This is a genomic window from Pseudomonas izuensis (assembly GCF_009861505.1).
GTDB classification, from domain to species: Bacteria; Pseudomonadota; Gammaproteobacteria; order Pseudomonadales; family Pseudomonadaceae; genus Aquipseudomonas; species Aquipseudomonas izuensis.
Genome location: NZ_WTFT01000008.1, coordinates 164,785 through 188,637 on the forward strand (window position 1 = coordinate 164,785; position 23,853 = coordinate 188,637).

General features: G+C 60.6%; 21 protein-coding genes. 12 read left to right on the forward strand and 9 right to left on the reverse strand.

Annotated features, from left to right (window positions below):
- Window positions 1-97 precede the first annotated feature (97 nt).
- Complete coding sequence (locus GPL81_RS31060; protein ID WP_178122576.1) at window positions 98-274, reverse strand: hypothetical protein; 177 nt, start codon at window positions 272-274, stop codon at window positions 98-100.
- 86 nt (window positions 275-360) lie between these two features.
- Entirely contained in the window at window positions 361-1,209 is an 849-nt protein-coding gene (gene purU, locus GPL81_RS07760; RefSeq protein WP_096509322.1) for a formyltetrahydrofolate deformylase, read from the reverse strand.
- Window positions 1,210-1,547: 338 nt separating this feature from the next.
- On the opposite strand from purU, the gene mvaT reads away from it, so the two are divergent.
- On the forward strand, window positions 1,548-1,925 hold the full coding sequence (gene mvaT / locus GPL81_RS07765; RefSeq protein ID WP_007933316.1) for a histone-like nucleoid-structuring protein MvaT: 378 nt from the start codon (window positions 1,548-1,550) through the stop codon (window positions 1,923-1,925).
- 101 nt (window positions 1,926-2,026) lie between these two features.
- Here mvaT and sbcB read toward each other — a convergent pair whose 3' ends face one another.
- Window positions 2,027-3,457, reverse strand: a complete 1,431-nt coding sequence (sbcB, locus tag GPL81_RS07770) for an exodeoxyribonuclease I (RefSeq protein WP_160106287.1) — start codon at window positions 3,455-3,457, stop codon at window positions 2,027-2,029.
- Window positions 3,458-3,630: 173 nt separating this feature from the next.
- Between sbcB and GPL81_RS07775 the strand changes: the two genes are divergently transcribed.
- The 6 genes from GPL81_RS07775 to GPL81_RS07800 are packed head-to-tail and all read left to right on the forward strand — an operon-like array spanning window position 3,631 to window position 10,350.
- Entirely contained in the window at window positions 3,631-4,356 is a 726-nt protein-coding gene (locus tag GPL81_RS07775) for an RDD family protein (protein ID WP_160106288.1), read from the forward strand.
- Window positions 4,353-5,330 (forward strand): stage II sporulation protein M, encoded by a 978-nt coding sequence (locus tag GPL81_RS07780; protein ID WP_160106289.1) that lies wholly within the window; start codon window positions 4,353-4,355, stop codon window positions 5,328-5,330. Before GPL81_RS07775 ends, GPL81_RS07780 begins: the two co-directional genes overlap by 4 nt.
- Window positions 5,317-6,861 (forward strand): DUF4129 domain-containing protein, encoded by a 1,545-nt coding sequence (locus GPL81_RS07785; RefSeq protein ID WP_160106290.1) that lies wholly within the window; start codon window positions 5,317-5,319, stop codon window positions 6,859-6,861. Before GPL81_RS07780 ends, GPL81_RS07785 begins: the two co-directional genes overlap by 14 nt.
- Window positions 6,862-6,881: 20 nt before the next feature.
- Window positions 6,882-8,024, forward strand: a complete 1,143-nt coding sequence (locus GPL81_RS07790) for a DUF4350 domain-containing protein (protein WP_425502545.1) — start codon at window positions 6,882-6,884, stop codon at window positions 8,022-8,024.
- Window positions 8,021-9,022, forward strand: coding sequence for an AAA family ATPase (locus GPL81_RS07795; protein ID WP_160106292.1), 1,002 nt, complete (start codon window positions 8,021-8,023; stop codon window positions 9,020-9,022). Before GPL81_RS07790 ends, GPL81_RS07795 begins: the two co-directional genes overlap by 4 nt.
- The gene (locus tag GPL81_RS07800; protein WP_160106293.1) at window positions 9,019-10,350 is read left to right on the forward strand and encodes a DUF58 domain-containing protein; all 1,332 of its coding nucleotides are present in this window, start codon (window positions 9,019-9,021) and stop codon (window positions 10,348-10,350) included. The genes GPL81_RS07795 and GPL81_RS07800 overlap by 4 nt, the downstream gene beginning before the upstream one ends.
- Here the strand turns inward: GPL81_RS07800 and GPL81_RS07805 are convergent.
- Together GPL81_RS07805 and GPL81_RS07810 are read right to left on the reverse strand one after the other, a co-directional pair.
- Entirely contained in the window at window positions 10,347-10,706 is a 360-nt protein-coding gene (locus GPL81_RS07805) for a PilZ domain-containing protein (protein ID WP_160106294.1), read from the reverse strand. The genes GPL81_RS07800 and GPL81_RS07805 overlap by 4 nt on opposite strands.
- A 242-nt stretch (window positions 10,707-10,948) precedes the next feature.
- Window positions 10,949-11,326: a tetratricopeptide repeat protein gene (locus GPL81_RS07810; RefSeq protein ID WP_160106295.1), complete on the reverse strand. Its 378-nt coding sequence runs from the start codon at window positions 11,324-11,326 to the stop codon at window positions 10,949-10,951.
- 169 nt (window positions 11,327-11,495) lie between these two features.
- Between GPL81_RS07810 and pyk the strand changes: the two genes are divergently transcribed.
- Complete coding sequence (pyk, locus tag GPL81_RS07815; protein ID WP_096509300.1) at window positions 11,496-12,947, forward strand: pyruvate kinase; 1,452 nt, start codon at window positions 11,496-11,498, stop codon at window positions 12,945-12,947.
- Between the two features lie 191 nt (window positions 12,948-13,138).
- Here pyk and GPL81_RS07820 read toward each other — a convergent pair whose 3' ends face one another.
- The 3 genes from GPL81_RS07820 to GPL81_RS07830 are packed head-to-tail and all read right to left on the reverse strand — an operon-like array spanning window position 13,139 to window position 15,951.
- A complete protein-coding gene (locus GPL81_RS07820) occupies window positions 13,139-13,888 on the reverse strand; it encodes an enoyl-CoA hydratase-related protein (protein ID WP_160106296.1) in 750 nt (249 codons plus the stop codon).
- Window positions 13,889-13,916: 28 nt separating this feature from the next.
- Window positions 13,917-14,852 (reverse strand): iron-sulfur-binding ferredoxin reductase, encoded by a 936-nt coding sequence (locus GPL81_RS07825; RefSeq protein WP_160106297.1) that lies wholly within the window; start codon window positions 14,850-14,852, stop codon window positions 13,917-13,919.
- Window positions 14,845-15,951, reverse strand: a complete 1,107-nt coding sequence (locus GPL81_RS07830; RefSeq protein ID WP_160106298.1) for a GGDEF domain-containing protein — start codon at window positions 15,949-15,951, stop codon at window positions 14,845-14,847. The genes GPL81_RS07825 and GPL81_RS07830 overlap by 8 nt, the downstream gene beginning before the upstream one ends.
- A gap of 401 nt (window positions 15,952-16,352) precedes the next feature.
- Between GPL81_RS07830 and GPL81_RS07835 the strand changes: the two genes are divergently transcribed.
- The 4 genes from GPL81_RS07835 (at window position 16,353) to GPL81_RS07850 (ending at window position 22,806) form a co-directional block, all read left to right on the forward strand.
- A complete protein-coding gene (locus GPL81_RS07835; protein WP_160106299.1) occupies window positions 16,353-17,876 on the forward strand; it encodes a fumarate hydratase in 1,524 nt (507 codons plus the stop codon).
- Between the two features lie 233 nt (window positions 17,877-18,109).
- Window positions 18,110-19,885 carry a sensor histidine kinase gene (locus GPL81_RS07840; protein WP_160106300.1) on the forward strand — a complete coding sequence of 592 codons (1,776 nt, stop codon included), beginning with the start codon at window positions 18,110-18,112 and terminating at the stop codon, window positions 19,883-19,885.
- Window positions 19,870-21,195 carry a sigma-54-dependent transcriptional regulator gene (locus GPL81_RS07845; RefSeq protein ID WP_160106301.1) on the forward strand — a complete coding sequence of 442 codons (1,326 nt, stop codon included), beginning with the start codon at window positions 19,870-19,872 and terminating at the stop codon, window positions 21,193-21,195. Before GPL81_RS07840 ends, GPL81_RS07845 begins: the two co-directional genes overlap by 16 nt.
- Window positions 21,196-21,486: 291 nt before the next feature.
- Complete coding sequence (locus GPL81_RS07850) at window positions 21,487-22,806, forward strand: MFS transporter (protein ID WP_121104586.1); 1,320 nt, start codon at window positions 21,487-21,489, stop codon at window positions 22,804-22,806.
- A 129-nt stretch (window positions 22,807-22,935) separates the two neighbouring features.
- On the opposite strand, the gene GPL81_RS07855 is transcribed toward GPL81_RS07850, so the two are convergent.
- Window positions 22,936-23,691: a COG4705 family protein gene (locus GPL81_RS07855; RefSeq protein WP_160106302.1), complete on the reverse strand. Its 756-nt coding sequence runs from the start codon at window positions 23,689-23,691 to the stop codon at window positions 22,936-22,938.
- Window positions 23,692-23,853 lie beyond the last annotated feature (162 nt).

Genomic DNA, 23,853 nt, shown 5'->3' on the forward strand with positions numbered 1-23,853 from the left:
CATCAACCCCTTTGTAGGAGCTGGCTTGCCAGCGAAGGCGGCCTGACTGCCAACATAAATGTTGAATGTTATGGCCCCTTCGCCGGCAAGCCGGCTCCTACAGGTCATCGGGCTTATCGTCGGACTTTTCCTGCAACTGCTCCCACAACTCGGCAGCACCCGGAAACTCCGTGCCATCTTCCGCACTCATGTCATCCGGGTCGTACCGGCTCAAACAGCCCTCGCCCAACGTGGCGGGTGCTTTGGAAGTCGCTTTATCCAGTGGGTCGGCCATGGTGATTTCCTCAGTGCAGAAACGGCGAAGGGCCTGCAACGATTGAACGCCCAGGCCCTTCGAATTTCAACCGTGTCGTGACGGGATCAGAACACCACGGTTTTGTTACCGTGCACCAGCACCCGGTCTTCCAAGTGATAGCGCAGGCCGCGGGCCAGTACCATTTTCTCGACGTCGCGACCGAAACGCACCATGTCTTCAATGCTGTCGCTGTGGCTGACGCGCACCACGTCTTGCTCGATGATCGGACCAGCGTCCAGTTCTTCGGTCACGTAGTGGCAAGTGGCACCGATCAACTTCACACCGCGCATGGACGCCTGGTGGTACGGCTTGGCGCCGACGAACGACGGCAGGAAGCTGTGGTGAATGTTGATGACCTTGTGTGCATATTCGCTGCACAGCTCGGGCGGCAGGATTTGCATGTAACGAGCCAGTACGACCACTTCGGCATCGTGCTGTTTGACCAGGCGCGAGACTTCAGCGAATGCAGGCTCCTTGTCTTGCGGATTGACCGGCACGTGGTAATACGGAATGCCGTGCCATTCAACCATGCTGCGCAGGTCGTCGTGGTTGGAGATCACGCAGGCGATTTCACAGTCCAGTTCATCGCTGTGCCAGCGATGCAACAAGTCCGCGAGGCAGTGGGATTCGCGACTGGCCATCAGCACCACGCGCTTTTTCTGCGCGGTATCGGTGATGCGCCAATCCATCGAGAACTCTTCGGCAATCGGCGCAAACGCTTCGCGAAAGGCTTCGATACCAAAGGGCAGCGAGTCGGCGCGAATTTCGTGACGCATGAAGAACCAGCCGCTGAGATTGTCCGAGTGATGGCTCGCTTCAGTGATCCAGCCGTTATGTGACGCCAGAAAGTTACTGACTTTAGCAACGATGCCGACGCGGTCCGGGCAAGAGATCACCAGCCGAAAGGTGCGCATGAGGGGGAAACTCCAGAACTTCGCAAAGGCCGCCATTCTAGCGATTGCGCAGCAAAACTGCAGTATCGAATCATGCCAGGCCTTGCCCGACGGCCGGCGGTCAGGTTCTTTCAGCCCTCAAGGCTCTCGCCTTGGCAGTGTTGTTAACCCTCAAGCAGCATCTCAATTGTGAATATTTGCAGCGCAAGCTTCGAAGTATTTAACTGCTCATCCAATGTAGACCGAACTCATCGTACTTAAATTAAATAAACTCCGGTTTAATGTTTACTTGATGAAATACCCTGACTATTATTGCCGCACTGTCCCTGCCATCCCGTTTCCTGCATAAGGTAGTAATCATGTCCTTGATCAACGAATATCGCGCCACCGAAGAAGCTATCAAAGAGCTGCAAGCCCGTTTGAAGAACCTGTCCCAAGACGACAAACTGCAAACCGAGCTGGAGTTCGAAGGCAAACTGCGTACCCTGATGGGCGAATACTCCAAGTCCCTGCGCGACATCATCGCGTTGCTGGATCCGGAATCCAAAACCAAGGCACCACGCGGCGGCGCAGTAAAAACTACCGGCACCAAGCGTGCTCGCAAAGTTAAACAATACAAAAACCCGCACAACGGCGAAGTCATCGAAACCAAAGGTGGCAACCACAAGACTCTGAAAGAGTGGAAAGCCAAGTGGGGCGGTGACGTGGTTGAAGGCTGGGCTACCCTGCTGGGCTAAGCCACAGTGCTTGTTGCAGATAGATCTGCGACAAAAAATAACGCCAGCATTGCGCTGGCGTTTTTTTATGCCCGGAGTTTAGCCTCCGTTCGTTTTCGATTTCAAAGATTCAAACGTTTGCGCAAGTCCTGGATATACACCTGCCATTGCTCAAGCACCTCTTGCTGAAACGATGTCGCAGTAAGGGTCAATTGGGCTGCGGCCTCTATGAAACTTTCCAGGGTATTGGGCGCTCCCCACTCAGGGGCTGACAAACGTTTCTGACAGAATATTCGCCAGCGCTCTTGCTCGTCGAAACTCAACGTATCGGGAAAGTTGCGTGCGCGATATCGAAACAATAATTCAGGCAAACGTTCGTCATCGAAAGGCCAATGCGCTTGCGCTAATTGCTGCGGGTCGACCGTTCGGACTTGTTCGCATAGCCGTCGATCGCGGTCGCCGATAAAACCATCGTATAACTGCTGTTCAGGGTCCTCGCTGGAGGCAAACTCTTCGCGGGCGTAAATCCCCTGAACTTTATCTTGCCAGACTGTTGGCGCGTCACTTAGCCGCAGTGCACGCTGCTGATACAGCGCCATATCCAGCCCCAGGCGCTGCTGATCTTGCGGGCGAAGTACGGACAACGGTGCAACTACCGGACATTTATTGATGTGAATGAGTTTGAGCGGCACCGGTAATTCACCCTCCGCCAGATCATCGCGACGGGTGTACAAGCGCTGGCGCAGGGCTTCGGCGTCCAGGTCCAGCAGGCCCTGCGGATCGAGGTGCAGGTCACAGACAATCAAGGCGTTCTTGTTCTTCGGGTGCCATGCCAAAGGCAAAACCACGCCGACATAATGGCATGCCGCGGAAAAACGCCCGGACACATGGACCATGGGTTGCAGCAGGCGAATCTGATCCAGCACCTTTTGTTTGCTGCGCAACTGAAACAGCCAGTCATACAACTTCGGCTGTTTTTCCCGAATCAACCGCGCCAGGGCGATGGTGGCGCGAACATCCGACAGCGCTTCGTGGGCATTGCCGTGATCGATACCGTTGGCGGCCGTCAGGCGTTCGAGCTTGAGCGTCACCCGCCCCTCGTCATCCGTTGGCCAGGTAATCCCGTCAGGGCGCAAGGCATACGCGGCACGCACCACATCGATCAGGTCCCAGCGACTGTTGCCGCCCTGCCATTCCCGTGCGTAGGGATCGAAAAAGTTGCGGTACAGGCTGTAGCGGGTCATCTCGTCGTCGAAACGCAAGGTGTTATATCCCGCGCCGCAGGTGCCCGGAGCCGACAGTTGGGCATGCACCCGGGTCATGAAATCGGCTTCGCTCAGGCCTTGCTCAGACAAGCGGACAGGCGTAATGCCGGTAATCGCACAAGCCGCCGGGTGCGGCAGGATGTCGTCACTGGGCTGGCAATAGAGGTTGACCGGCTCGTCTATTTCATTGAGATCGAAGTCAGTACGCAGCCCCGCCATTTGCAGTGGGCGATCGCAACGGGGGTTGATGCCCGTCGTTTCATAGTCGTACCAGAAGATGGAGGTCACGGGCTAATCCTGAACTGAAGATCGGCGAAGTCTAGGCTTTCATGTCCTGCTCCGGCCAGCAATCTTGTCATTCAATCGCCCCTGCCTTATTACCGCGCAATACAGAGTTATGTCGTTTTCCCCGGCCAGACTGCTAGCATCCAGAGACGAGACAATCCCGATCAGGCCAGCCCATGTTCGAGACCACAGCACTGCCAAGGAAAGCGACGCTGTTCCCGCCACTGGATACGCGGTATCAGGTCGAAACGCCGGAAGGCATCGATTTGCCTCTGCGCCCGGCCGGGCTGATGGTTCGTGCGTTGGCGTTTTCCATTGATCTGGCGATGCGCGGCTTGATCCTCGGCGTGCTGTTCATCGTCCTGGCGATGCTGGGAAAACTCGGTGCGGGACTCGGCTCGCTGCTGATCTTCGTCGTGAGCTGGTGGTACATGGTGCTGTTCGAAGTCCTTAACCAGGGGCGCTCACCGGGCAAGCAATGGATGGGCCTGCGCGTGGTGCAGGACGATGGCACCCCCATTGGCTGGTCTGCGTCACTGTTGCGCAACCTGTTGCGCTTTGTCGACCTGCTGCCGTTCGGTTACTTCCTCGGCGCCATCAGTTGCCTGCAACACCCCAACTTCAAGCGCCTCGGCGACATCGCCACCGGTACCCTGGTGATTTACCGCGAACAGCCACTCACCCGACCGCAACTCCCACCCGCCCAGCCTCGTCGCCCGGCCTTTACTCCGACACTGGCCGAGCAACGGGCCATCCTCGGTTTCGCCGAACGCCAGGCTGAGCTTTCCGATGCCAGGGTCTATGAGCTGGCATCGATCCTTGCGCAGCCGCTGCGGGTTCCAGCGCCACAGGCCGTGGCGGAACTCAACGGTATCGCCCATGGCCTGTTGGGTCCGGCATGAAGCAAAGTCTTTTCGAACATCGGCACATGGCCGAATGGGAGCAATTCGAGGGTCTGCTGGAACGCCTGGAGCGCAACAGGAACGCCACCGGGGTCGAGGGTTTTCCCGGCGATTATCGGCGTGTCTGTCAACACCTGGCACTGGCGCGGGAACGCGGTTACAGCAGCTTTCTCATCGACTCGTTGCAGCAATTGGTCCTGCGCGGGCATCAACAGCTGTATCGCCATCGCAGCCGACCGGGCGCCCAATTGCTGGCTTTCGTCCTCGCGGACTTCCCCCGGCTGGTGCGCGAACAGTGGCGTTTCGTGCTTGCCGCCAGCCTGATGTTCTTCGGCAGCTTGATCGGCATCGCGCTGCTGGTTTATCTGTTTCCGGACCTGGTCTACAACCTGATCCCGGCCGAACAGGTCAGCGACATGCAAAGCATGTACGACCCCGACGCCGGTCACCTGGGGCGCTCGGCGGAACGGGCAGCCAGCGAAGACTGGGTGATGTTCGGCTACTACATCATGCATAACATCGGCATCGCCTTTCAGACCTTCGCCAGCGGTTTGCTGTTTGGCCTGGGCAGTGCGTTTTTCCTGTTCTTCAACGGCATGACCATTGGCGCGGTGGCCGGGCACCTGACACAGATCGGCTACGGGCACACCTTCTGGTCTTTCGTGATCGGCCATGGTGCCTTCGAACTGACCGCCATTGCCCTGGCCGGAGCCGCCGGCCTGCAACTGGGCTGGGCCTTGATTGCACCAGGGCGCCTGCCACGGGGCGAGGCCTTGCGCCTGGCGGCGCGCAAGAGTGTTTTGCTGATTTGCGGGGTCATGCTGTTTTTGCTGATTGCGGCGTTCATCGAGGCGTACTGGTCATCGCTGACGACACCGGCCCCCATGACCAAATACCTGGTCGGAACGACGCTTTGGCTGTTGGTTGCGGCTTATCTGCTGTTTGCCGGACGGGTCCACCATGCGCCTGAGTGACGCCAGTGTGGTGATCCGCCCGCGCCCCACCTGGGAAGCCATGGACCTCGGAGTGCTGTTGAGCCAGCGCCATCGGCGCCTGCTGATGACCAGCTGGGCCATGGTGACCTTGCCGGTCTTTGCGCTGCTGACCTGGCTGCTGTGGGAGTCCCCCTCCCTCGCCGTGTTCATTTTCTGGTGGTTGAAACCGGCCTTCGAACGCCTGCCACTGTACATCCTGTCCAAGGCACTGTTTGGTGAAACGCCCACATTGAAACAGGCGCTTTACCAATGGCCGCGACTGCTCAAGCCACAACTGCTGGCCAGCCTGACCTGGCGACGGCTGAGCCTGAGTCGCAGCTTCCTCCTGCCGGTGGTGCAGCTCGAAGGACTGGCCGGGGAGGCACGACAGCAGCGTCTACAAGTGTTGTTGCAACGCGACGCCAGCGCGGCTCGATGGCTGACGCTGATAGGTGTGCACCTGGAAACCGCCCTGTGGATCGGGCTGATGGTGCTGTTCTATCTGCTCCTGCCGCAACAGGTGGCCCTCGACTGGAACTGGCAGTCGCTGATGAGCGCCGCCACCCAGGACTGGCGCTGGCTGGAGCACCTGACCAATGCCTTCTATGCGTTGGTATTGGTGATTTGGGAGCCGATCTACGTGGCCTGCGGCTTCAGCCTTTATCTGAACCGGCGCACCGTGCTGGAAGCCTGGGACATCGAACTGGTGTTCCGTCGCCTGCGCCAACGCCTGAGCAGCGCAGCCGTCGCGTTATTGCTGGCGGTGATCCTGCTGATGCCGGCCGCAGAAAGTGTCTGGGCCACCGAGCCGGCCGTTACACCCGACAGCCCGCGGTTGCTGGAGCAGCCACTGACCAGTCAGGCCTCCCGGGACAGCATCAAGGCAATCCTCGATCAGCCGCCGTTTAAAAACAGGGAAACGGTCACCCGTTACCGCTTTGGTGCGGACAATGCCACGACCGAAACCCCGGAAGACGGCAACACACCGCAATGGCTCAAGGCGCTGTTCGAGCTGTTTGGCAGCCAGCGCTTCGGCGTCGTGGCCACGCTGATCGAGGCTTTGCTGTGGGGCACCGTAATCGCAGCCGCCGGCCTGTTGATCTGGCATTACCGCGACTGGCTACAGGCTTACGTCAGTCGTCGGCCAAACCCTGGAAAAAAAGCCGCGCGACCGCTGCCGCAACAGGCATTCGGCCTGGATCTCGACCGCGAAACCTTGCCCACCGACATTGCCACCAGCGCCGAAAACCTCTGGCAAACGCACCCCCGGGAAGCGCTTGGGTTGCTCTATCGCGCCCTGCTCAGCCACTTGCTGCACGACTTCGACATCGCACTGAAAGCCGCCGACACCGAAGGCCAGGTACTGGAACGCGTCGAAGAATTGCAACAACCGGCCTTGCTGGCCTTCAGCAAAAACCTGACCCGCCACTGGCAGAACATGGCCTACGGCCACCGACTGCCCCCCGCGCATTTGCAGCAGGAACTGTGTGACGGCTGGCGTGCCTTGTTCGGCCCAGGGGCAAGCCGTTGAGCCGGCGCGCCTGGCCAGTGATGCTCGGCGCTTTGATCGCCGTGTTGCTGGGTACGCTGAGTGTCTGGCTGTATCTCAAGGCCACGCCCTACCCGGTGGAAATCGATCACGGCCCCTCGCCGCAAGCCCAGGCCAATCCTTACCTGGCCGCCGAACTCTTCCTGCGCAAGCAGGGCCTGAACGTCAACCATGCCGACAGCCTCGACATCCTGCCCAGCCTGGAGCCGCATCGGCACAGCCTGTTGTTGCTGGGGGACCGCTACAACATGACGCCACGGCAGATCGATCAGGTGATGAACTGGACTAGGGCCGGCGGACGGCTGATGTTTGTCGCTCAGTCGTTGTGGGACGAAAAGGCCGGGCAAAGCAATGACCTGCTGCTCGACCGGGTACAGCTGCACCAATTCTTGAGCAAAGATCTGAAGGAACCGCCGCCGGACAATGAAAGCGATCCCTATCCGAATCTCACCAAGCTGTACCTGGAAAACGAAGACGCGCCGGCCTACGCCAGCTTCGATCCTGCGTTCCATCTGGAAGACCCGAAAAATCTGGCCCAGGCCTGGGCCAACAGTGGCAAGGCCACGCACATGATGCAGCTCAACCACGGTCTCGGTTCGATCATCGTGGTGACCGATGCCGACCTGTGGAAAACCCCGGCCATTGATCAGTACGACAACGCGTGGCTGCTCTGGTACCTGACGGCGGACACGAGCGTGACCCTGCTGTATGACACCGAACACGACAGTCTGTGGACACTGTTGCTGCGCAATTTCCCCCAGGCACTGGTCGCGTTGCTGGCCCTGATCGGCCTGGGTTTCTGGCATGCCGGTGTGCGCCATGGGCCAATGCAGCAACCGGTGCCGACTGCACGCAGGCAATTACAGGAGCACCTGCGTGCCAGTGCCGATTTCATGTTGCGCCGCAGCGGTCAGCACAACCTGCTTCAAGGGTTGCAGCAAGACATTCTGCGCCGTGTCCGTCGTCGCCATCCCGGTTATGACCAACTCGGCGTCGCCGAACAATGGCTGGTGCTTTCTCGCCTGACCGGCCAACCCACACGCGCTATCAGTCAGGCCATGGGCCCGCGACCGAAGCAGCGACTGTCCAGCGCCGAATTCAGTCGCCAGGTCGCCCATCTGCAAACCTTGAGGAACGCCTTATGAGTGAACCGATCAAGCCCGACGCCGCCAGTCACGCCGCGGCGCAACGGCAACGCGCCAGCCAGTTGGCGCAAGCCATACGCGGCGAACTGCAAAAAGCCGTGATCGGCCAGATCAATGTGATCGATGATGTGCTCACGGCATTGATTGCCGGTGGCCACGTGTTGCTCGAAGGTGTGCCGGGGCTGGGCAAGACCCTGCTGGTGCGGGCACTGGCGCGCTGCTTCGGTGGCGAATTCGCACGCATCCAGTTCACCCCGGACTTGATGCCCAGCGACGTCACCGGGCATGCGGTGTACGACTTGCAGAGCGAGCAATTCAAACTGCGCAAAGGCCCGCTATTCACCAACCTGTTGCTGGCCGACGAAATCAACCGCGCCCCGGCGAAAACCCAGGCCGCGTTGCTCGAAGCCATGCAGGAGCGGCAAGTCACTCTGGAAGGTCGTGCCCTGCCCATTGCGCAACCCTTCATGGTGCTGGCCACGCAAAACCCCATCGAACAGGAAGGCACTTACCCGTTGCCGGAAGCCGAGCTGGATCGCTTCATGCTCAAGGTACGCATGGACTATCCCGACGCCGGGCAGGAGTTGAACATGGTGCGCCAGGTCAGCCGCTCGACCCGCGCCGACATGCTCGACGTGCAGCCGCTACGCACGGTGTTGCAGGCCAAGGATGTGCTGGCCTTGCAGCGCATCGCCAGTGATCTGCCGCTGGATGACCAGGTACTCGATTACGCCGTGCGCCTGGCCCGCACCACCCGGAACTGGCCAGGCCTGACCCTCGGTGCCGGGCCCCGGGCCTCGATTGCACTGGTCCGTTGCGCAAAGGCACGGGCCTTGTTGCGCGGTGGCGAATTCGTGATTCCGGATGACATAAAAGGTTGTGCGCTGTCGGTACTGCGCCATCGCGTACGCATCGCACCGGACCTGGACATCGAGGGGCTGGAGGTGGATCACGTGCTGCGGCAATTGCTCGATCAAGTGCCGGCGCCGCGCCAGTGAAACCATCGCGCCTGCTGCTGCTCTGGCTGGCCCTGCTGTTGGCCATCGGCATCGTGCTGGGCACCATGCAGGCCCTGGACTTTGCGCTGCCGTCTTACCTGTCGCGAATCAATTGGGGTCTGCCGTTGGCGCTGCTCGCGCTAGCGCTGATCGATGCCATCCGCCTCAAACGCTTGCCCTCACCCCGCGTGCGACGGCACATGCCCGGCAGCCTGTCGCTGGGGCGCTGGGGGGAAGTACGACTGGAGCTTGAACATGACTTCGTTCAGCCACTGGACCTGAAACTCTTCGACCATGTACCGGACGGCCTGAGCTTTGAAAACCTGCCGCTGACGGTGTCATTGCAACCCGGCCAACGCAGCCTGAGCAGTTATCGCCTGCGCCCGCTCAAGCGTGGTCACTTCCGTTTCGAACAGTGCGAAGTCAACCTGCCAGGCCCGTTGGGCCTGTGGTCCGACAAACGCTTGCTGCATATAACTGACCAAACGCGCGTCTATCCCGACTTCGTCCGCCTGTATGGCGGCCAACTGTCGGCGGTGGATCACTGGCTCAACCAACTTGGCGTACGCCAACGTCAACGCCGCGGACAGGGGCTGGAGTTTCATCAACTGCGCGAGTTTCGCGAGGGCGACAGCCTGAGGCAAATCGACTGGAAAGCCACCGCCCGCCAACGTACGCCGATTGCCCGGGAGTATCAGGACGAACGCGACCAGCAGATCATTTTCATGCTCGATTGCGGCCGCCGCATGCGCAGCCAGGACGATGAGCTGGCGCATTTCGATCATGCACTCAACGCCTGCCTGCTGCTGAGCTACGTCGCGCTGCGCCAGGGCGATGCGGTCGGCCTGAGCACTTTTGCCAGCGATCAACCGCGCTACCTCGCACCGGTCAAGGGCAGCGGGCAACTCAATATTCTGCTCAACACCGTCTACGACCTCAGCAGCAGCCAGCGCAGCGCCGACTATCAAGCGGCCATCACCCAATTGCTCGCCCGACAAAAACGCCGGGCGCTGGTGGTGCTGGTGACCAACCTGCGCGATGAGGACGATGAAGAGCTGCTCGAGGCCGTCAAACGATTGGGCAAGCATCATCGGGTACTGGTCGCCAGTTTGCGCGAAAACGTGCTCGACCACCTGCGGGAATCACCGGTGCAGACCTTGCCCGAGGCGTTGGCCTATTGCGGCACGGTGGATTACCTCAATGCACGGGCTGAACTGCATGAGCGGTTAAGCGCCCACGGTGTTCCGGTGCTGGATGCGCGGCCCGCAGAGTTGGGTACGAAACTGGTGTCGCAGTATTTGAGCTGGAAGCGCAGCGGCAGTGCTTAGGCCGAAGCCGGCAATGTCTGAAAACTGAAGTACTGCTTCAACGCCCCCACCAGTTGCCCATACTCCGGCGGTGCCTGTTGCAGGCTGAACCCGGCGTCATAGTGGTGGGGGGTGGCGTCTTCATGGCACCACAGGCAGCACGCCCGCAGGTCAATAACCTGTTGGCAGCCATCGCTGGCCGGGATCTTCAGGCGCAAATCGAAGTCCGCGCCGATCATCATCGGCAACTGGCTGATCAGCATCAGCCCGTCTTCGGAGACATTGCCCAGATAGCCGATGGGTTTGTCGGTGATGCTGTTGAACACTTTCAGAAAATACGGCAGTTGATGCCGCTCGATCCGGCGGTCGGTGAACATGCTGAATTCGCTACGCAAGGCCCTTAAGCAGGACCGCACTAATGCTTCGGAACAGGCCCGCCTGCTGATACCCAGGCATAAACCGCCCGCTCTCCCCGATCCCGGTGCGACAGTCCATCAACCGCTGCCGCTTACGCCTGCCGATCACAGGTGTTACGTCAGTTTAGAAACAAGGCTCTAAACCGGTCTATTCGACTATAGCTCACCCCCGCCGGTCGGCCAGCTATGTAGGACGAGCAGCATCAGAACTGCGTCGGGCGCACCGCTGCGGCACTGCGGGTGGGGTAGTGACCCAGGCTCTGCAAGGTTTCCAGACGGGCGCGGGCGCGGTAGGCGTACTCGCTTTGCGGATACGAGGCGATGATGAATTGATAGGTCTGGGCGGCGTCGATGAACATTTTCTGCCGTTCCAGGCACTGACCGCGCATCATCGACACTTCCGGCCAGACATAAGGCCGCGCCCGGCTGTCGCGTTCGACCTTGGACAACTCGAGCATCACCTGCTCGCAATTGCCCCGGTCGTAGGCGCTGTAGGCATTATTCAAATGATGGTTCATGGCAAAACGGGTGCAGCCCGTCACACTGATAAGGGCAAGGGCGGCAATGAATACGAATCGCATGGGAATCTCCTGTCTTGAACGCTGTATCGACCCGAGGGCGCAAATCTTCAGGCCACCTGGCACAAAGTTGCGCGTTCAATAAAGAAAGAAAAAAGTAGTGCAAACGAACAATGACTACACCCCGAGACCATAGTAGCCTCACTCAGCGCTTGAACTCAGGAGTCTTTGCATGTCCGTCCGTCGTACCAAAATCGTCGCTACCCTTGGCCCGGCCAGTAACTCGCCGGAAGTTCTCGAACAGCTGATTCTGGCTGGCCTGGACGTCGCCCGCCTGAACTTCTCCCACGGCACCCCCGACGAGCACAAGGCTCGCGCGAAGCTGGTGCGTGACCTGGCCGCCAAGCACGGCCGCTTCGTCGCCCTGCTGGGTGACCTGCAAGGTCCGAAAATCCGTATCGCCAAATTCGCCAACAAGCGCATCGAGCTGAAGATCGGTGATCAATTCACCTTCTCCACCAGCCATCCGCTGACCGAAGGCAACCAGCAAGTGGTCGGCATCGACTACCCGGACCTGGTCAAGGACTGCGGCGTGGGCGACGAGCTGCTGCTCGACGACGGTCGCGTCGTGATGCGCGTCGACACCGCCACCGCCACCGAATTGAACTGCACCGTGACCATCGGCGGCCCGCTGTCGGACCACAAAGGCATCAACCGTCGCGGCGGCGGCCTGACGGCACCGGCCCTGACTGAAAAAGACAAGGCCGACATCAAGCTCGCCGCGGAAATGCAGGTCGACTATCTGGCCGTGTCCTTCCCGCGTGACGCAGCCGACATGGAATACGCGCGCAAACTGCGTGACGAGGCTGGCGGTACCGCCTGGCTGGTGGCGAAGATCGAACGCGCCGAAGCCGTGGCTGACGACGAAACCCTCGATGGCCTGATCAACGCATCCGATGCCGTGATGGTGGCCCGTGGTGACCTGGGCGTGGAAATCGGCGATGCCGAGCTGGTGGGTATCCAGAAGAAAATCATTCTGCACGCACGCCGCCACAACAAGGCAGTGATCGTGGCGACCCAGATGATGGAGTCGATGATCCAGAACCCGATGCCGACCCGCGCCGAAGTGTCCGACGTAGCCAACGCCGTGCTCGACTACACCGACGCCGTGATGCTTTCGGCCGAAAGTGCCGCTGGTCTGTACCCGCTGGAAGCCGTACAGGCGATGGCACGCATCTGCGTCGGCGCTGAAAAGCACCCGACCAGCAAGACCTCCAGCCACCGCATCGGCAAGGAATTCCAGCGCTGCGACGAAAGCATCGCCCTGGCCACCATGTACACGGCCAACCACTTCCCGGGCGTGAAGGCGATCATCGCGTTGACCGAAAGCGGCTACACCCCGCTGATCATGTCGCGCATCCGTTCCTCGGTGCCGATCTATGCATTCACCCCACACCGCGAAGCCCAGGCCCGCGCGGCGATGTTCCGTGGCGTGTACACCGTTCCATTCGACCCGGCCTCGCTGGCACCGAATGAAGTCAGCCAGAAAGCCATCGACGAGCTGGTCAAGCGCGGCGTGGTGGAAAAAGGCGACTGGGTCATCCTGACCAAGGGCGACAGCTACCACACCACCGGCGGCACCAACGGCATGAAAATCCTGCATGTTGGCGACCCGATGGTCTGAGTGACCGGTTGCTGAAAGACAAAAGCCCTGCCATGTGAATGGCGGGGCTTTTTGCTTTCTGATCCGGAAATTTTATTCGCTGGTCGGGCCTCATCGCGGGCAAGCCCGGCTCCCACAGTGATAGGTGGCGCTCACAAAACCTGTGGGAGCAAGGCTTGCCCGCGATGAGGCCAGCCCAATCACCGCAATATTCAATGCCTGTTGATAAACCCCGACAACGCCGCCATCGCCTCCGGCGAACGCAATCGCTGGGTAAACAACGCCCCCTCTTCTTCTATTACCTTGCGCAACAATTCCCGATCCGGAGCTTTCATCAACTGCTTGCTGATCCGCACCGCCTCAGGTGGCAAAGACTCAAAGCGCAGGGCCATCTCCCGAGCCTTGGCCAACGCCTCCTCGCCACTGCCCAAGGCTTCGGACGCAATGCCCCATGCCGCAGCCTGTTCACCGTTGAATCCTTCGCCCAGAAGCAACAGTTCCGCCGCTTTGGCCGGTCCGAGCAAGCGCGGCAGGAGCAGGCTGGAGCCGAATTCCGGGCACAGGCCAAGGTTGACGAACGGCATGCGCAAGCGTGCGTCACGGCTGACGTATACCAGATCGCAGTGCAGAAGCAGCGTCGTGCCAATCCCCACGGCAGCGCCAGCCACGGCGGCGATCACCGGTTTGCGGCATTCAAGCAGGTTGAGCATGAAGCGGAACACCGGGCTGTCGAGGTTGTTCGGTGGTTGCTGGATGAAGTCAGCAATGTCGTTACCGGCGGTGAAACACTCGCTGGAGCCCGTGATCAGCACGGCGTTGATTTCAGGGTCGCTATCGGCCTGCTTCAGCGCTTCGGCCAGATGGTTGTACATCGCACGGGTCAGGGCGTTTTTCTTTTCCGGGCGATTCAGGCGCAGCGTCAGCAGGCCGCGTTCGCGTTCAATCTGGATGGCATCGGTCATGGTCGGTCTCGCGTCTGGAATTCAGCGCTCAACCACGGGGCAGGAAAACATCGGCCAGCAGTTGATTGCGCGGCAGTCCCGCCAGATACAGGCGCCGGGCAAAGGCGTCGACACTGTCGGGGGCTCCGCAGAGTAGGGCCAGGGTTTGCCGGGAAACAAGCCGCAGTTGCGCCAAAACCGCTGGCAACTCTGCCGCGGTCCATAGCTCGATACTCAGGTTCGCACGGCTGGCGGCCATGGCCTGCAACGGCTTGGCCAGATAATGCTCATTGCCATCATGGGCCAGGTGAATGACGCGGATTGCGCCCCGGTGATCATGGCGCAACGCTTCGCGCAGCACACCGAACAGAGGTCCCAGTCCGGTGCCGGAGGCCATTAGCCACAATGGCCGATCATGCCAGTCCGGGTCGTAGTGCAAGGCCCCGCCGCGCAACTCGCCGAGGCGGATCGGATCGCCGATGTTCAGCTGACGCGCGGCATCACTGAATTCACCGGGCAAGCGACAATCGAGGTGAAACTCCAGGAAACGGTCGTCTTCCGGCAGGCTGGCCAGGGAATATGGTCGCGCCACATTACCCGCCCACAACACCAGATGCTGGCCGGCGCTGTAGCGCAACGGACGCTGCGGGGTCAGGCGCAAACGTAACACGCTGTCGCTCAACCAATCGACGGCCGCGACCTCGGCCGGGCGGCCGTCCTGTTGCGGGTCGAAAGTGTGCACCTGCAAGTCCTCGACCACCTGGCACTGACACGCCAGGCGCCAGCCTTGCTGGCGTTGCTCCGGACTCAAGGCATCGGGGCGGCTGTCGCTCGGCAGCCCATGCACACACTGCACCAGGCACGCATGACAACTGCCGGCGCGACAGCTGTAGGGCACTGCCACACCGTTCTGATTCAGGGCATCGAGCAAATTGCTGCCCACCGCCACCGACCAATGGCGGTCGCCGACGCGCAGCTCAGGCATCGACGTTTTCCCACGCCGCCGCGCAACGGTTGCGCCCGTCACGCTTGGCGCGATACAGCGCCTGATCGGCCCGCTGCAAGGCTTCGTCGAGATCGTCGCCCGGCTCCAGCAGGGTCATGCCCGCGGACAGGCTGAGATTGCGCACGTTCAGACCGATCAACTCGACATCGGTGAACGCGATGCGCAACCGCTCGCAGCACAGAGTCAAACTGTCGGCATCGCAGTCGGGCAGCAGCACCACGAACTCTTCGCCGCCGTAGCGGGCCAGGACGTCACCTTCGCGCAAGCAAGCGGTGGCCACGCCGGCAAAGGCTTGCAGCACTTGATCGCCAGCGGCATGACCGTGCAGGTCGTTGATGCGTTTGAAATGGTCGAGATCGATCAGCGCCAGGCCATGCATAACGCCGGTCTCCATGGCATTGAGCTCGCGGGAGGCCAGGCGCAGGAAATGCCGGCGATTAAACAGGCCGGTCAACTCGTCGGTGGCCACGAGGTCTTCAAGCTGGCGCATCATCCCGCGCAATGTGTCCTGGTGCGCCTGCAAGGCAAAACGGCGTTGACGCATGCGGTGGCGCGAGGCCTGGACATAACCGGCATAGAGCACCAACCAGACCAGCACGATCAACAGCACGCACACCTGCAACGCCGCCAGGGCCGGGTCGGGCAGCTGGAAGTGATAACCCTCCCACAGCGTGATCGCGCTGAAACTGAAAAACACCAGTAAGGCACATCGCAGGAATGAGCGACGGGACAGGTGGAACAACCCGAACAGCAGGATCAATACATAAAAAACCAGGAATGCCCCGCGCGCATCGTTCAGATGGGCAATCAGCCAGGTTTGCCAACCCAGCCCCAGCAACACCTGGGTTTCGGTCAGGCTGGGGTCGGCGAAGCGCAGGTTGCAGCCGGAATAGAATATTGCGAACAGCGTTGCCTGGCTGATCACCACCAGCGCGCTGCCAATGGCCACGCCCGATAGCGAGTCCTGAAAGTGACCGGTAAAAAACGCCAGCCACAGCAACAGCAGAGCCAGGGCATAGGTGCCGGCCGCGAGGGCAAAACGTTTGAGCAACAGTCGCTGGATGGCGTTATGGGTCAATCGTTGACTCACCGAATGAAAGGAGACTGATAGAGCGTCCTACTCTACAGACCGTATGTCACTTTAGTGGCGTGGCCGATAAATGACCATCGATTTTCTGGCCCCCACGCCCTTGTAGGAGCTGGCTTGCCAGCGAAGACGGCGTGTCAGATGACAACTGTATCGCCTGTCAGGTCGCTTTCGCTGGCAAGCCAGCTCCTACAAGGGGGTTATGCGTATCTATGCGACCAACGATTGACTACCGGCGCGTGTGCCCTTGAGCGAGGCGCGGTATACTGCCGCGCCTTTTTAGCGTCGCGCCAGCATGCCCGGCGTGCCTTGAAAGGTGCTTGCAACCGACCGATGCACCCAAGCTGCAAGCACCTTATTGAATGTTCCCGTCTTTTAGAGGAGCGCGACTCATGACCGTGATCAAGCAAGACGACCTGATTCAGAGCGTTGCCGACGCCCTGCAGTTCATTTCCTATTACCACCCCGTGGATTTCATCCAGGCGATGCACGAGGCCTACCTGCGTGAAGAATCGCCGGCAGCCCGCGATTCCATGGCGCAAATCCTGATCAACTCGCGCATGTGCGCCACCGGCCACCGCCCGATCTGCCAGGACACCGGCATCGTGACCGTGTTTGTCCGCGTGGGCATGGACGTGCGCTGGGATGGCGCAACCATGAGCCTGGACGACATGATCAACGAAGGCGTGCGTCGCGCCTACAACCTGCCGGAAAACGTCCTGCGTGCCTCGATCCTCGCCGACCCGGCGGGTGCTCGCAAGAACACCAAGGACAACACCCCGGCCGTTATCCACTACTCCATCGTTCCGGGTAACACCGTGGAAGTGGACGTGGCGGCCAAGGGCGGCGGTTCCGAGAACAAGTCGAAGATGGCCATGCTCAACCCGTCCGACTCGATCGTCGACTGGGTTCTGAAGACCGTTCCGACCATGGGCGCCGGCTGGTGCCCACCGGGTATGCTCGGCATCGGCATCGGCGGCACCGCCGAGAAAGCCGCGGTAATGGCCAAGGAAGTGTTGATGGAATCCATCGACATCCACGAGCTGAAAGCCCGCGGCCCGCAGAACCGCATTGAAGAAATGCGCCTGGAGCTGTTCGAGAAGGTCAACCAGTTGGGCATCGGCGCCCAGGGCCTCGGTGGCCTGACCACCGTGCTCGACGTGAAGATCATGGACTACCCGACCCACGCCGCTTCGTTGCCGGTGTGCATGATCCCGAACTGCGCCGCCACCCGTCACGCGCACTTCGTGCTCGACGGTTCCGGCCCGGCCTCGCTGGAAGCGCCACCGCTGGACGCCTACCCGGAAATCGTCTGGGAAGCCGGCCCTTCGGCCCGTCGCGTCAACCTCGACACCCTGACCCCGGAAGAAGTGCAGAGCTGGAAGCCGGGCGAAACCGTCCTGCTCAATGGCAAAATGCTCACCGGTCGCGACGCTGCGCACAAGCGCATGGTCGAGATGCTGAACAAGGGCGAAACCCTGCCGGTGGATCTGAAAGGTCGCTTCATCTATTACGTCGGCCCGGTTGATCCGGTGCGTGAAGAGGTGGTTGGCCCTGCCGGTCCGACCACCGCTACGCGGATGGACAAGTTCACCCGTCAGATCCTCGAGCAAACCGGCCTGCTGGGCATGATCGGCAAATCCGAGCGCGGCCCGACCGCCATCGACGCGATCAAGGACCACAAAGCCGTTTACCTGATGGCAGTGGGCGGCGCGGCTTACCTGGTGGCGCAAGCGATCAAGAAATCCCGCGTCGTGGCATTCGCCGAACTGGGCATGGAAGCGATCTACGAGTTCGACGTCAAAGACATGCCAGTGACTGTTGCCGTCGACAGCAAGGGCGAGTCGGTGCACATCACAGGTCCTGCCATCTGGCAGAAAAAGATCAGTGAAAGCCTGGCGGTAGAAGTGCAGTAAGCACCTCGACTGAACAAGCAAAGGCGACAGGGGTCATGCCCCTGTCGCCTTTTTTATTGCCCGACGCGTCCCCCCTGTAGGAGCGAGCCCGCTCGCGAAAAACGTCAGGACAATGCGGGGATTCAGACAACCCGCGTTTTCGTTGACGTCCATCGCGAGCAGGCTCGCTCCTACAAGGGCCAGTTCGCTCATGTTATCGTGCGGCCCCTTCGTATTCCTTGTGTAAGCCCTGCATGCTCTTGTCTTCCCGCTCCCTGCGCCTGGCGCTGTATACCGTGTTGATCATCGCCGGTGCCGCCCTCGCGGCCACCCTGGCCATGCGTCATACCGTGCGCCAATCCATGGTCGAAGACGCGGCCCGGGCCAACCAGCAATTGGCGCTGTACGCCACATCGCTGCACACCCTCATCGAACGCTACCGCGCCCTGCCCTCGGTACTGGCACTGGACCCGCAATTGCGCGATGCGCTCAAAGGACCGGTCAGCCCCGAGCAACAGGAGCTGCTGAACCGAAAACTGGAAAAGATCAACGGCGCCGCCGAATCCTCGACCCTGGAATTGCTCGACCGTACCGGCCTCGCCGTGGCCGCGAGCAACTGGCGCTTGCCCAGCAGTTACGTCGGCCACAATTATGGCTTCCGTCCCTATTTCAATCAGACCCGCACCCAAGGCACCGGGCGCTTTTATGCCGTGGGGGTGACCAGTGGAATTCCGGGTTACTTCCTGTCCAGCGCCGTGACCGATGACGACGGGCAGTTTCTCGGCGCCATGGTGGTGAAACTGGAGTTTCCGGAACTGGAACGCGAGTGGCGCCAGGGCAACGACACGCTGCTGGTCAGCGACGCCCGCGGGATCATCTTCATCGCCAATCAGCCGGGCTGGCGCTATCGCCACTTGAAACCACTGAACGACAGCGATCACGCCGAACTCAAGACCACCCGCCAATACGACAAGCAACCGTTGACGCCGCTTGAATTCCAATCGTTGCGCCGCTTTGATGACAACAGTGAACTGGCACGAGTCGAGGGTCCGGACGGCAATGCCGACTATCTATGGGAATCTTTGCCGCTGGCAGCCGAAGGCTGGACCCTGCACCTGCTCCGGCGCCCCCAGGTTGCCTTCGAGGACAGCCGCAACGCGGCACTCGCGGCAGCCGGATTGTGGCTGGCCCTGGTGTTTCTGTTGTTGTTTCTCAACCAGCGCTGGCGTCTGGCCAAACTGCGCCAGCGCAGTCGCGAGGAGCTTGAGCAACTGGTGGAAGAGCGTACCCGTGACCTGCGCACGGCCCAGGACGGACTGGTGCAATCGGCCAAACTCGCCGCCCTCGGGCAGATGTCGGCCGCCTTGGCCCACGAGATCAATCAACCGCTGACAGCCCAGCGCATGCAGCTGGCGACCTTGAGGCTGCTGCTCGATCACGGCCGGGTCGATGATGCCTACAAGGCGCTCAAACCCGTGGACGAGATGCTCACGCGCATGGCCGCCCTCACCGGCCATCTGAAAACCTTTGCCCGCAAAAGCCCTAGCGGCTTGCGCGAACGCCTGGACCTGGCGGCGGTGGTGGACCAGTCGCTGCAATTGCTCGACACGCGACTGCGCGACGAGCAGGTCAGCACGGTGCTGCACCTGACGCGCCCGGCCTGGGTGCGCGGCGATGCGATTCGCCTGGAGCAGGTGCTGATCAACCTGCTGCGCAACGCCCTCGATGCGATGCAGGACAAACCCTGCAAGCGCCTGGAAATCCGCCTCGAAGCCGACGAACAATTGTGGCGCCTGAGCGTCATCGACAACGGCAGCGGCATCTCGGAAGAGAATCTGCCCAAGGTGTTCGATCCATTCTTCACTACCAAACCCGTGGGCGATGGCCTGGGTATCGGCCTGGCGGTTTCTTTCGCTATCGTTCACGAATCGGGCGGGCGCCTGACGGCCGACAATCACGCCAACGGTGCAGTGTTCACCCTGACCTTGCCCATCGATCTGGAGGCCCATGGCTCATGCTCAATTCAGTGATGGTGGTCGACGACGAAAGCAGCATCCGCAGCGCCGTCGAGCAATGGCTGAGCCTGTCGGGTTTCGACGTGCAGTTGTTCAGCCGTGCCGATGAGTGCCTGGCACAACTGCCGAAGCATTTTGCCGGGGTGATTCTCAGCGATGTGCGCATGCCGGGCATGACCGGGCTGGAGCTGTTGGCTGAAGTGCAGCGACGCGATGCCGACCTGCCAGTGATCCTGCTGACCGGTCACGGCGATGTGCCCATGGCCGTCGACGCCATGCGCGATGGCGCCTACGACTTTCTGGAAAAACCCTTCAGCCCCGAAACCCTGCTCGGCAGCCTGCGCCGGGCCCTGGACAAGCGCCGGCTCGTCCTGGAAAACCGTGCCCTGCACGAACAGGCCGACAACCGCGCCAAGCTCGATGCCACGCTGCTCGGCGTATCCCGAAGCCTGCAAACCTTGCGCGGGCAAGTACTGGACCTGGCGGCGCTGCCAGTCAACGTGCTGATCCGTGGCGAAACCGGCAGCGGCAAGGAATTGGTTGCCCGCTGCCTGCACGACTTTGGGCCGCGCGCCGACAAACCCTTTGTCGCATTAAACTGCGCGGCCATTCCCGAGCAACTGTTTGAAGCCGAGTTGTTCGGTCACGAAAGCGGCGCGTTCACCGGGGCTCAGGGCAAGCGCATCGGTAAACTGGAATACGCCGATGGCGGCACCTTGTTTCTCGATGAGATCGAGAGCATGCCCCTGGCGCAGCAAGTGAAATTGCTGCGGGTGTTGCAGGAGCAGAAGCTGGAACGCCTGGGTTCGAACCAGAGCATTCGCGTGGATTTGCGGATCATCGCCGCGACCAAACCGGACCTGCTCGACGAAGCGCGGGCCGGACGCTTCCGCGAGGATCTGGCGTATCGCCTGAACGTCGCCGAACTGCGCCTGCCGCCGTTGCGCGATCGCCGCGAAGACATTCCGTTGTTGTACGAATCGTTCGCCCGCCAGGCTGCCGAGCGCCTGGGTCGTTCCTTTTCACCGTTGAGCGGGCCGCAATTGAGCCATCTGCTGAGCCACGACTGGCCAGGCAATGTGCGGGAACTGGCAAACGCGGCCGAGCGCCAGGTGCTGGGGCTGGGTGAACCCGTCCCAGCGGGTATCGAGCCCGGACAGTCACTGGCGGCACAGCAGGAAGCCTTTGAAGCGCAATGTCTGCGCGCGGCGTTGGCCCGGCACAAGGGCGATGTCAAGGCGGTGCTTGAGGAGCTGCAACTGCCTCGTCGCACCTTCAATGAAAAGATGCAGCGGCATGGGCTTACCAGGGAGATGTTCCTATAGCGTCTGATCGGGCCTCATCGCGAGCAGGCTCACTCCTACAATGGTACGGCGTACACAAATCATCTGTGGGAGTGAGCCTGCTCGCGATGAGGCCACCACACACAACATACCTCCCGAGCCGAATGAGCGACTTTCCGCTCATACGCAATCCAGAATAAGCGGATTCCCGCTCATCAACCCTTCAACACCCCTCTAGACCGGCCCTCTCCCTTTTGGCACAGCTCCTGCTATAGCCCCCGCAGGCTGCGTTTAACCGCGCTCCACAAAAACAATTAAACGAAGGATCCTTCAATGGATAACTCCAACGCCCTGCCCCTTGGGTCGGCTGCCGTGACGGCCAAACCAAGAACCACTGCCAGCCGCATCAAATCGATTTTCAGCGGCTCTGTCGGCAACATGGTCGAGTGGTATGACTGGTACGTCTATGCCGCCTTCTCCCTGTACTTTGCCAAGACCTTTTTCCCCGCCGGTTCCTCCACTGCGCAATTGATGAACACCGCTGCAATCTTCGCCGTGGGCTTCCTGATGCGCCCGATCGGTGGCTGGCTGATGGGCCTGTATGCCGACAAAGTCGGACGCAAAAAGGCGCTGATGGCCTCGGTGTATCTGATGTGCTTTGGCTCGCTGCTGATCGCGCTGAGCCCTGGCTATGAAACCATCGGCATCGGCGCGCCGATCCTCCTGGTGTTCGCCCGACTGCTGCAAGGCCTGTCGGTCGGCGGCGAGTACGGCACCTCCGCCACCTACCTGTCGGAGATGGCGACCAAGGAACGTCGCGGCTTCTTCTCCAGCTTCCAGTACGTGACCCTGATCTCCGGCCAACTCATCGCGCTGGGGGTACTGATCCTTCTGCAACAAACCCTGACCACCGAACAGCTGTATGCATGGGGCTGGCGTATCCCGTTCGCCATTGGCGCGCTGTGTGCCGTGGTCGCGCTCTACCTGCGTCGCGGCATGGAAGAAACCGAGTCGTTCACCAAGAAGGAAAAGGCCAAGGAAAGCGCGATGCGCACCTTGCTGCGTCATCCGAAGGAACTGATGACCGTGGTCGGCCTGACCATGGGCGGTACCCTGGCGTTCTACACCTACACCACCTACATGCAGAAATACCTGGTGAACACCGTCGGCATGAGCATTTCCGACTCCACCACCATCTCTGCAGCGACGCTGTTCCTGTTCATGTGCCTGCAACCGATCATCGGCGGCCTGTCGGACAAGATCGGCCGACGCCCGATCCTGATCGCCTTCGGCGTGCTGGGCACGATTTTCACCGTGCCGATCCTGATGACCCTGCACACCATCCAGACCTGGTGGGGCGCGTTCTTCCTGATCATGGCGGCGCTGATCATCGTCAGCGGCTACACCTCCATCAACGCGGTGGTCAAAGCCGAACTGTTCCCGACCGAAATCCGCGCCCTGGGCGTGGGCCTGCCGTATGCACTGACCGTATCGATCTTCGGCGGCACCGCTGAATACATCGCCCTTTGGTTCAAGAGCATCGGCATGGAAACCGGCTACTACTGGTACGTCACCGCGTGCATTGCCGTGTCGTTGCTGGTGTACGTCACCATGAAAGACACCCGCAAGCATTCGCGGATCGTGACGGACTGACAGGCATAAAAAAACGCGCAAAGGTGCAAGGCCTTTGCGCGTTCGTGTCAGATGAACCGTGGTGAATTCTTCGCTGGCAAGCCAGCCCTGTAGGAGCTGGCTTGCCAGCGAAGGCCGCGACTCGGTATATCAGGACAACTCAGGGGCCGCCTGTTTCCCGAACCTGTTCTGCGCGTACGAAGCCCCCGCAATCATCACTACCAGAACCCCCGCCAACACCAGCGACGAACCGATGGTGCCGAAATCCAGGCCGCCTTTTGCATGGGGTTTGGTCAGGAAATCGCCCAAGGTTGCGCCGAACGGTCGTGTCAGTACAAACGCCACCCAGAACAACAGTACCGACGAAATCTTCGTGAAGTATTTGAGCAGCACCACCAGCGCAATGGTCGAGCCGATCAGCAATGCGCCACCGGCAAAACCAAGCCCCGAATCATCGGCCAGGTAGTCCCCAAGGGCAGTACCCAGCGTGTTGGAAAACAGAATGGCCGTCCAATAGAACATCTCGCCGCGGAAGGTCTGGACCTTGGTCACGTTCAGCGAATCGCCACTGAGGCGCCAGGCCGCGAAAATCCCCAGCAAGATCGCAATCAGGATCATCGAGCCGGTGGCATAGCCCAGTTCAAGGGTGCGATCCATGAAGTCGGACATGGTGGTGCCCGCCGTGCTGGTCGACAGAATCACCAGCCAGTACAGCACCGGCTTGTAGGTTTTCGACATCAGTTGCGTGATCAATGTCAGCACGAACACGCTGATCAACAGCAGCGAACTGACGGCGTAACCGACATTGAGGGTCATCGACAGCAGGTCACCGGCGGTCTCACCCAAGGTGGTCGCACAGATTTTCATCACCCAGAACGCCAGGGTGATTTGAGGAAGTTTATTCATTGGGCAGTAGAGCTCCAGTGGTCATGACAAGCATTTTCTTCGGCTTATGCCGCGGGGGCGCAGACTGGAGCAAAGGCAGTGAAAAATGGGTAAGCGCTTTATGAAAATTCTGTCACACAGGCAAAAGAGCGGATTAATCACGAGTGAGGCGGTTATGCCCAC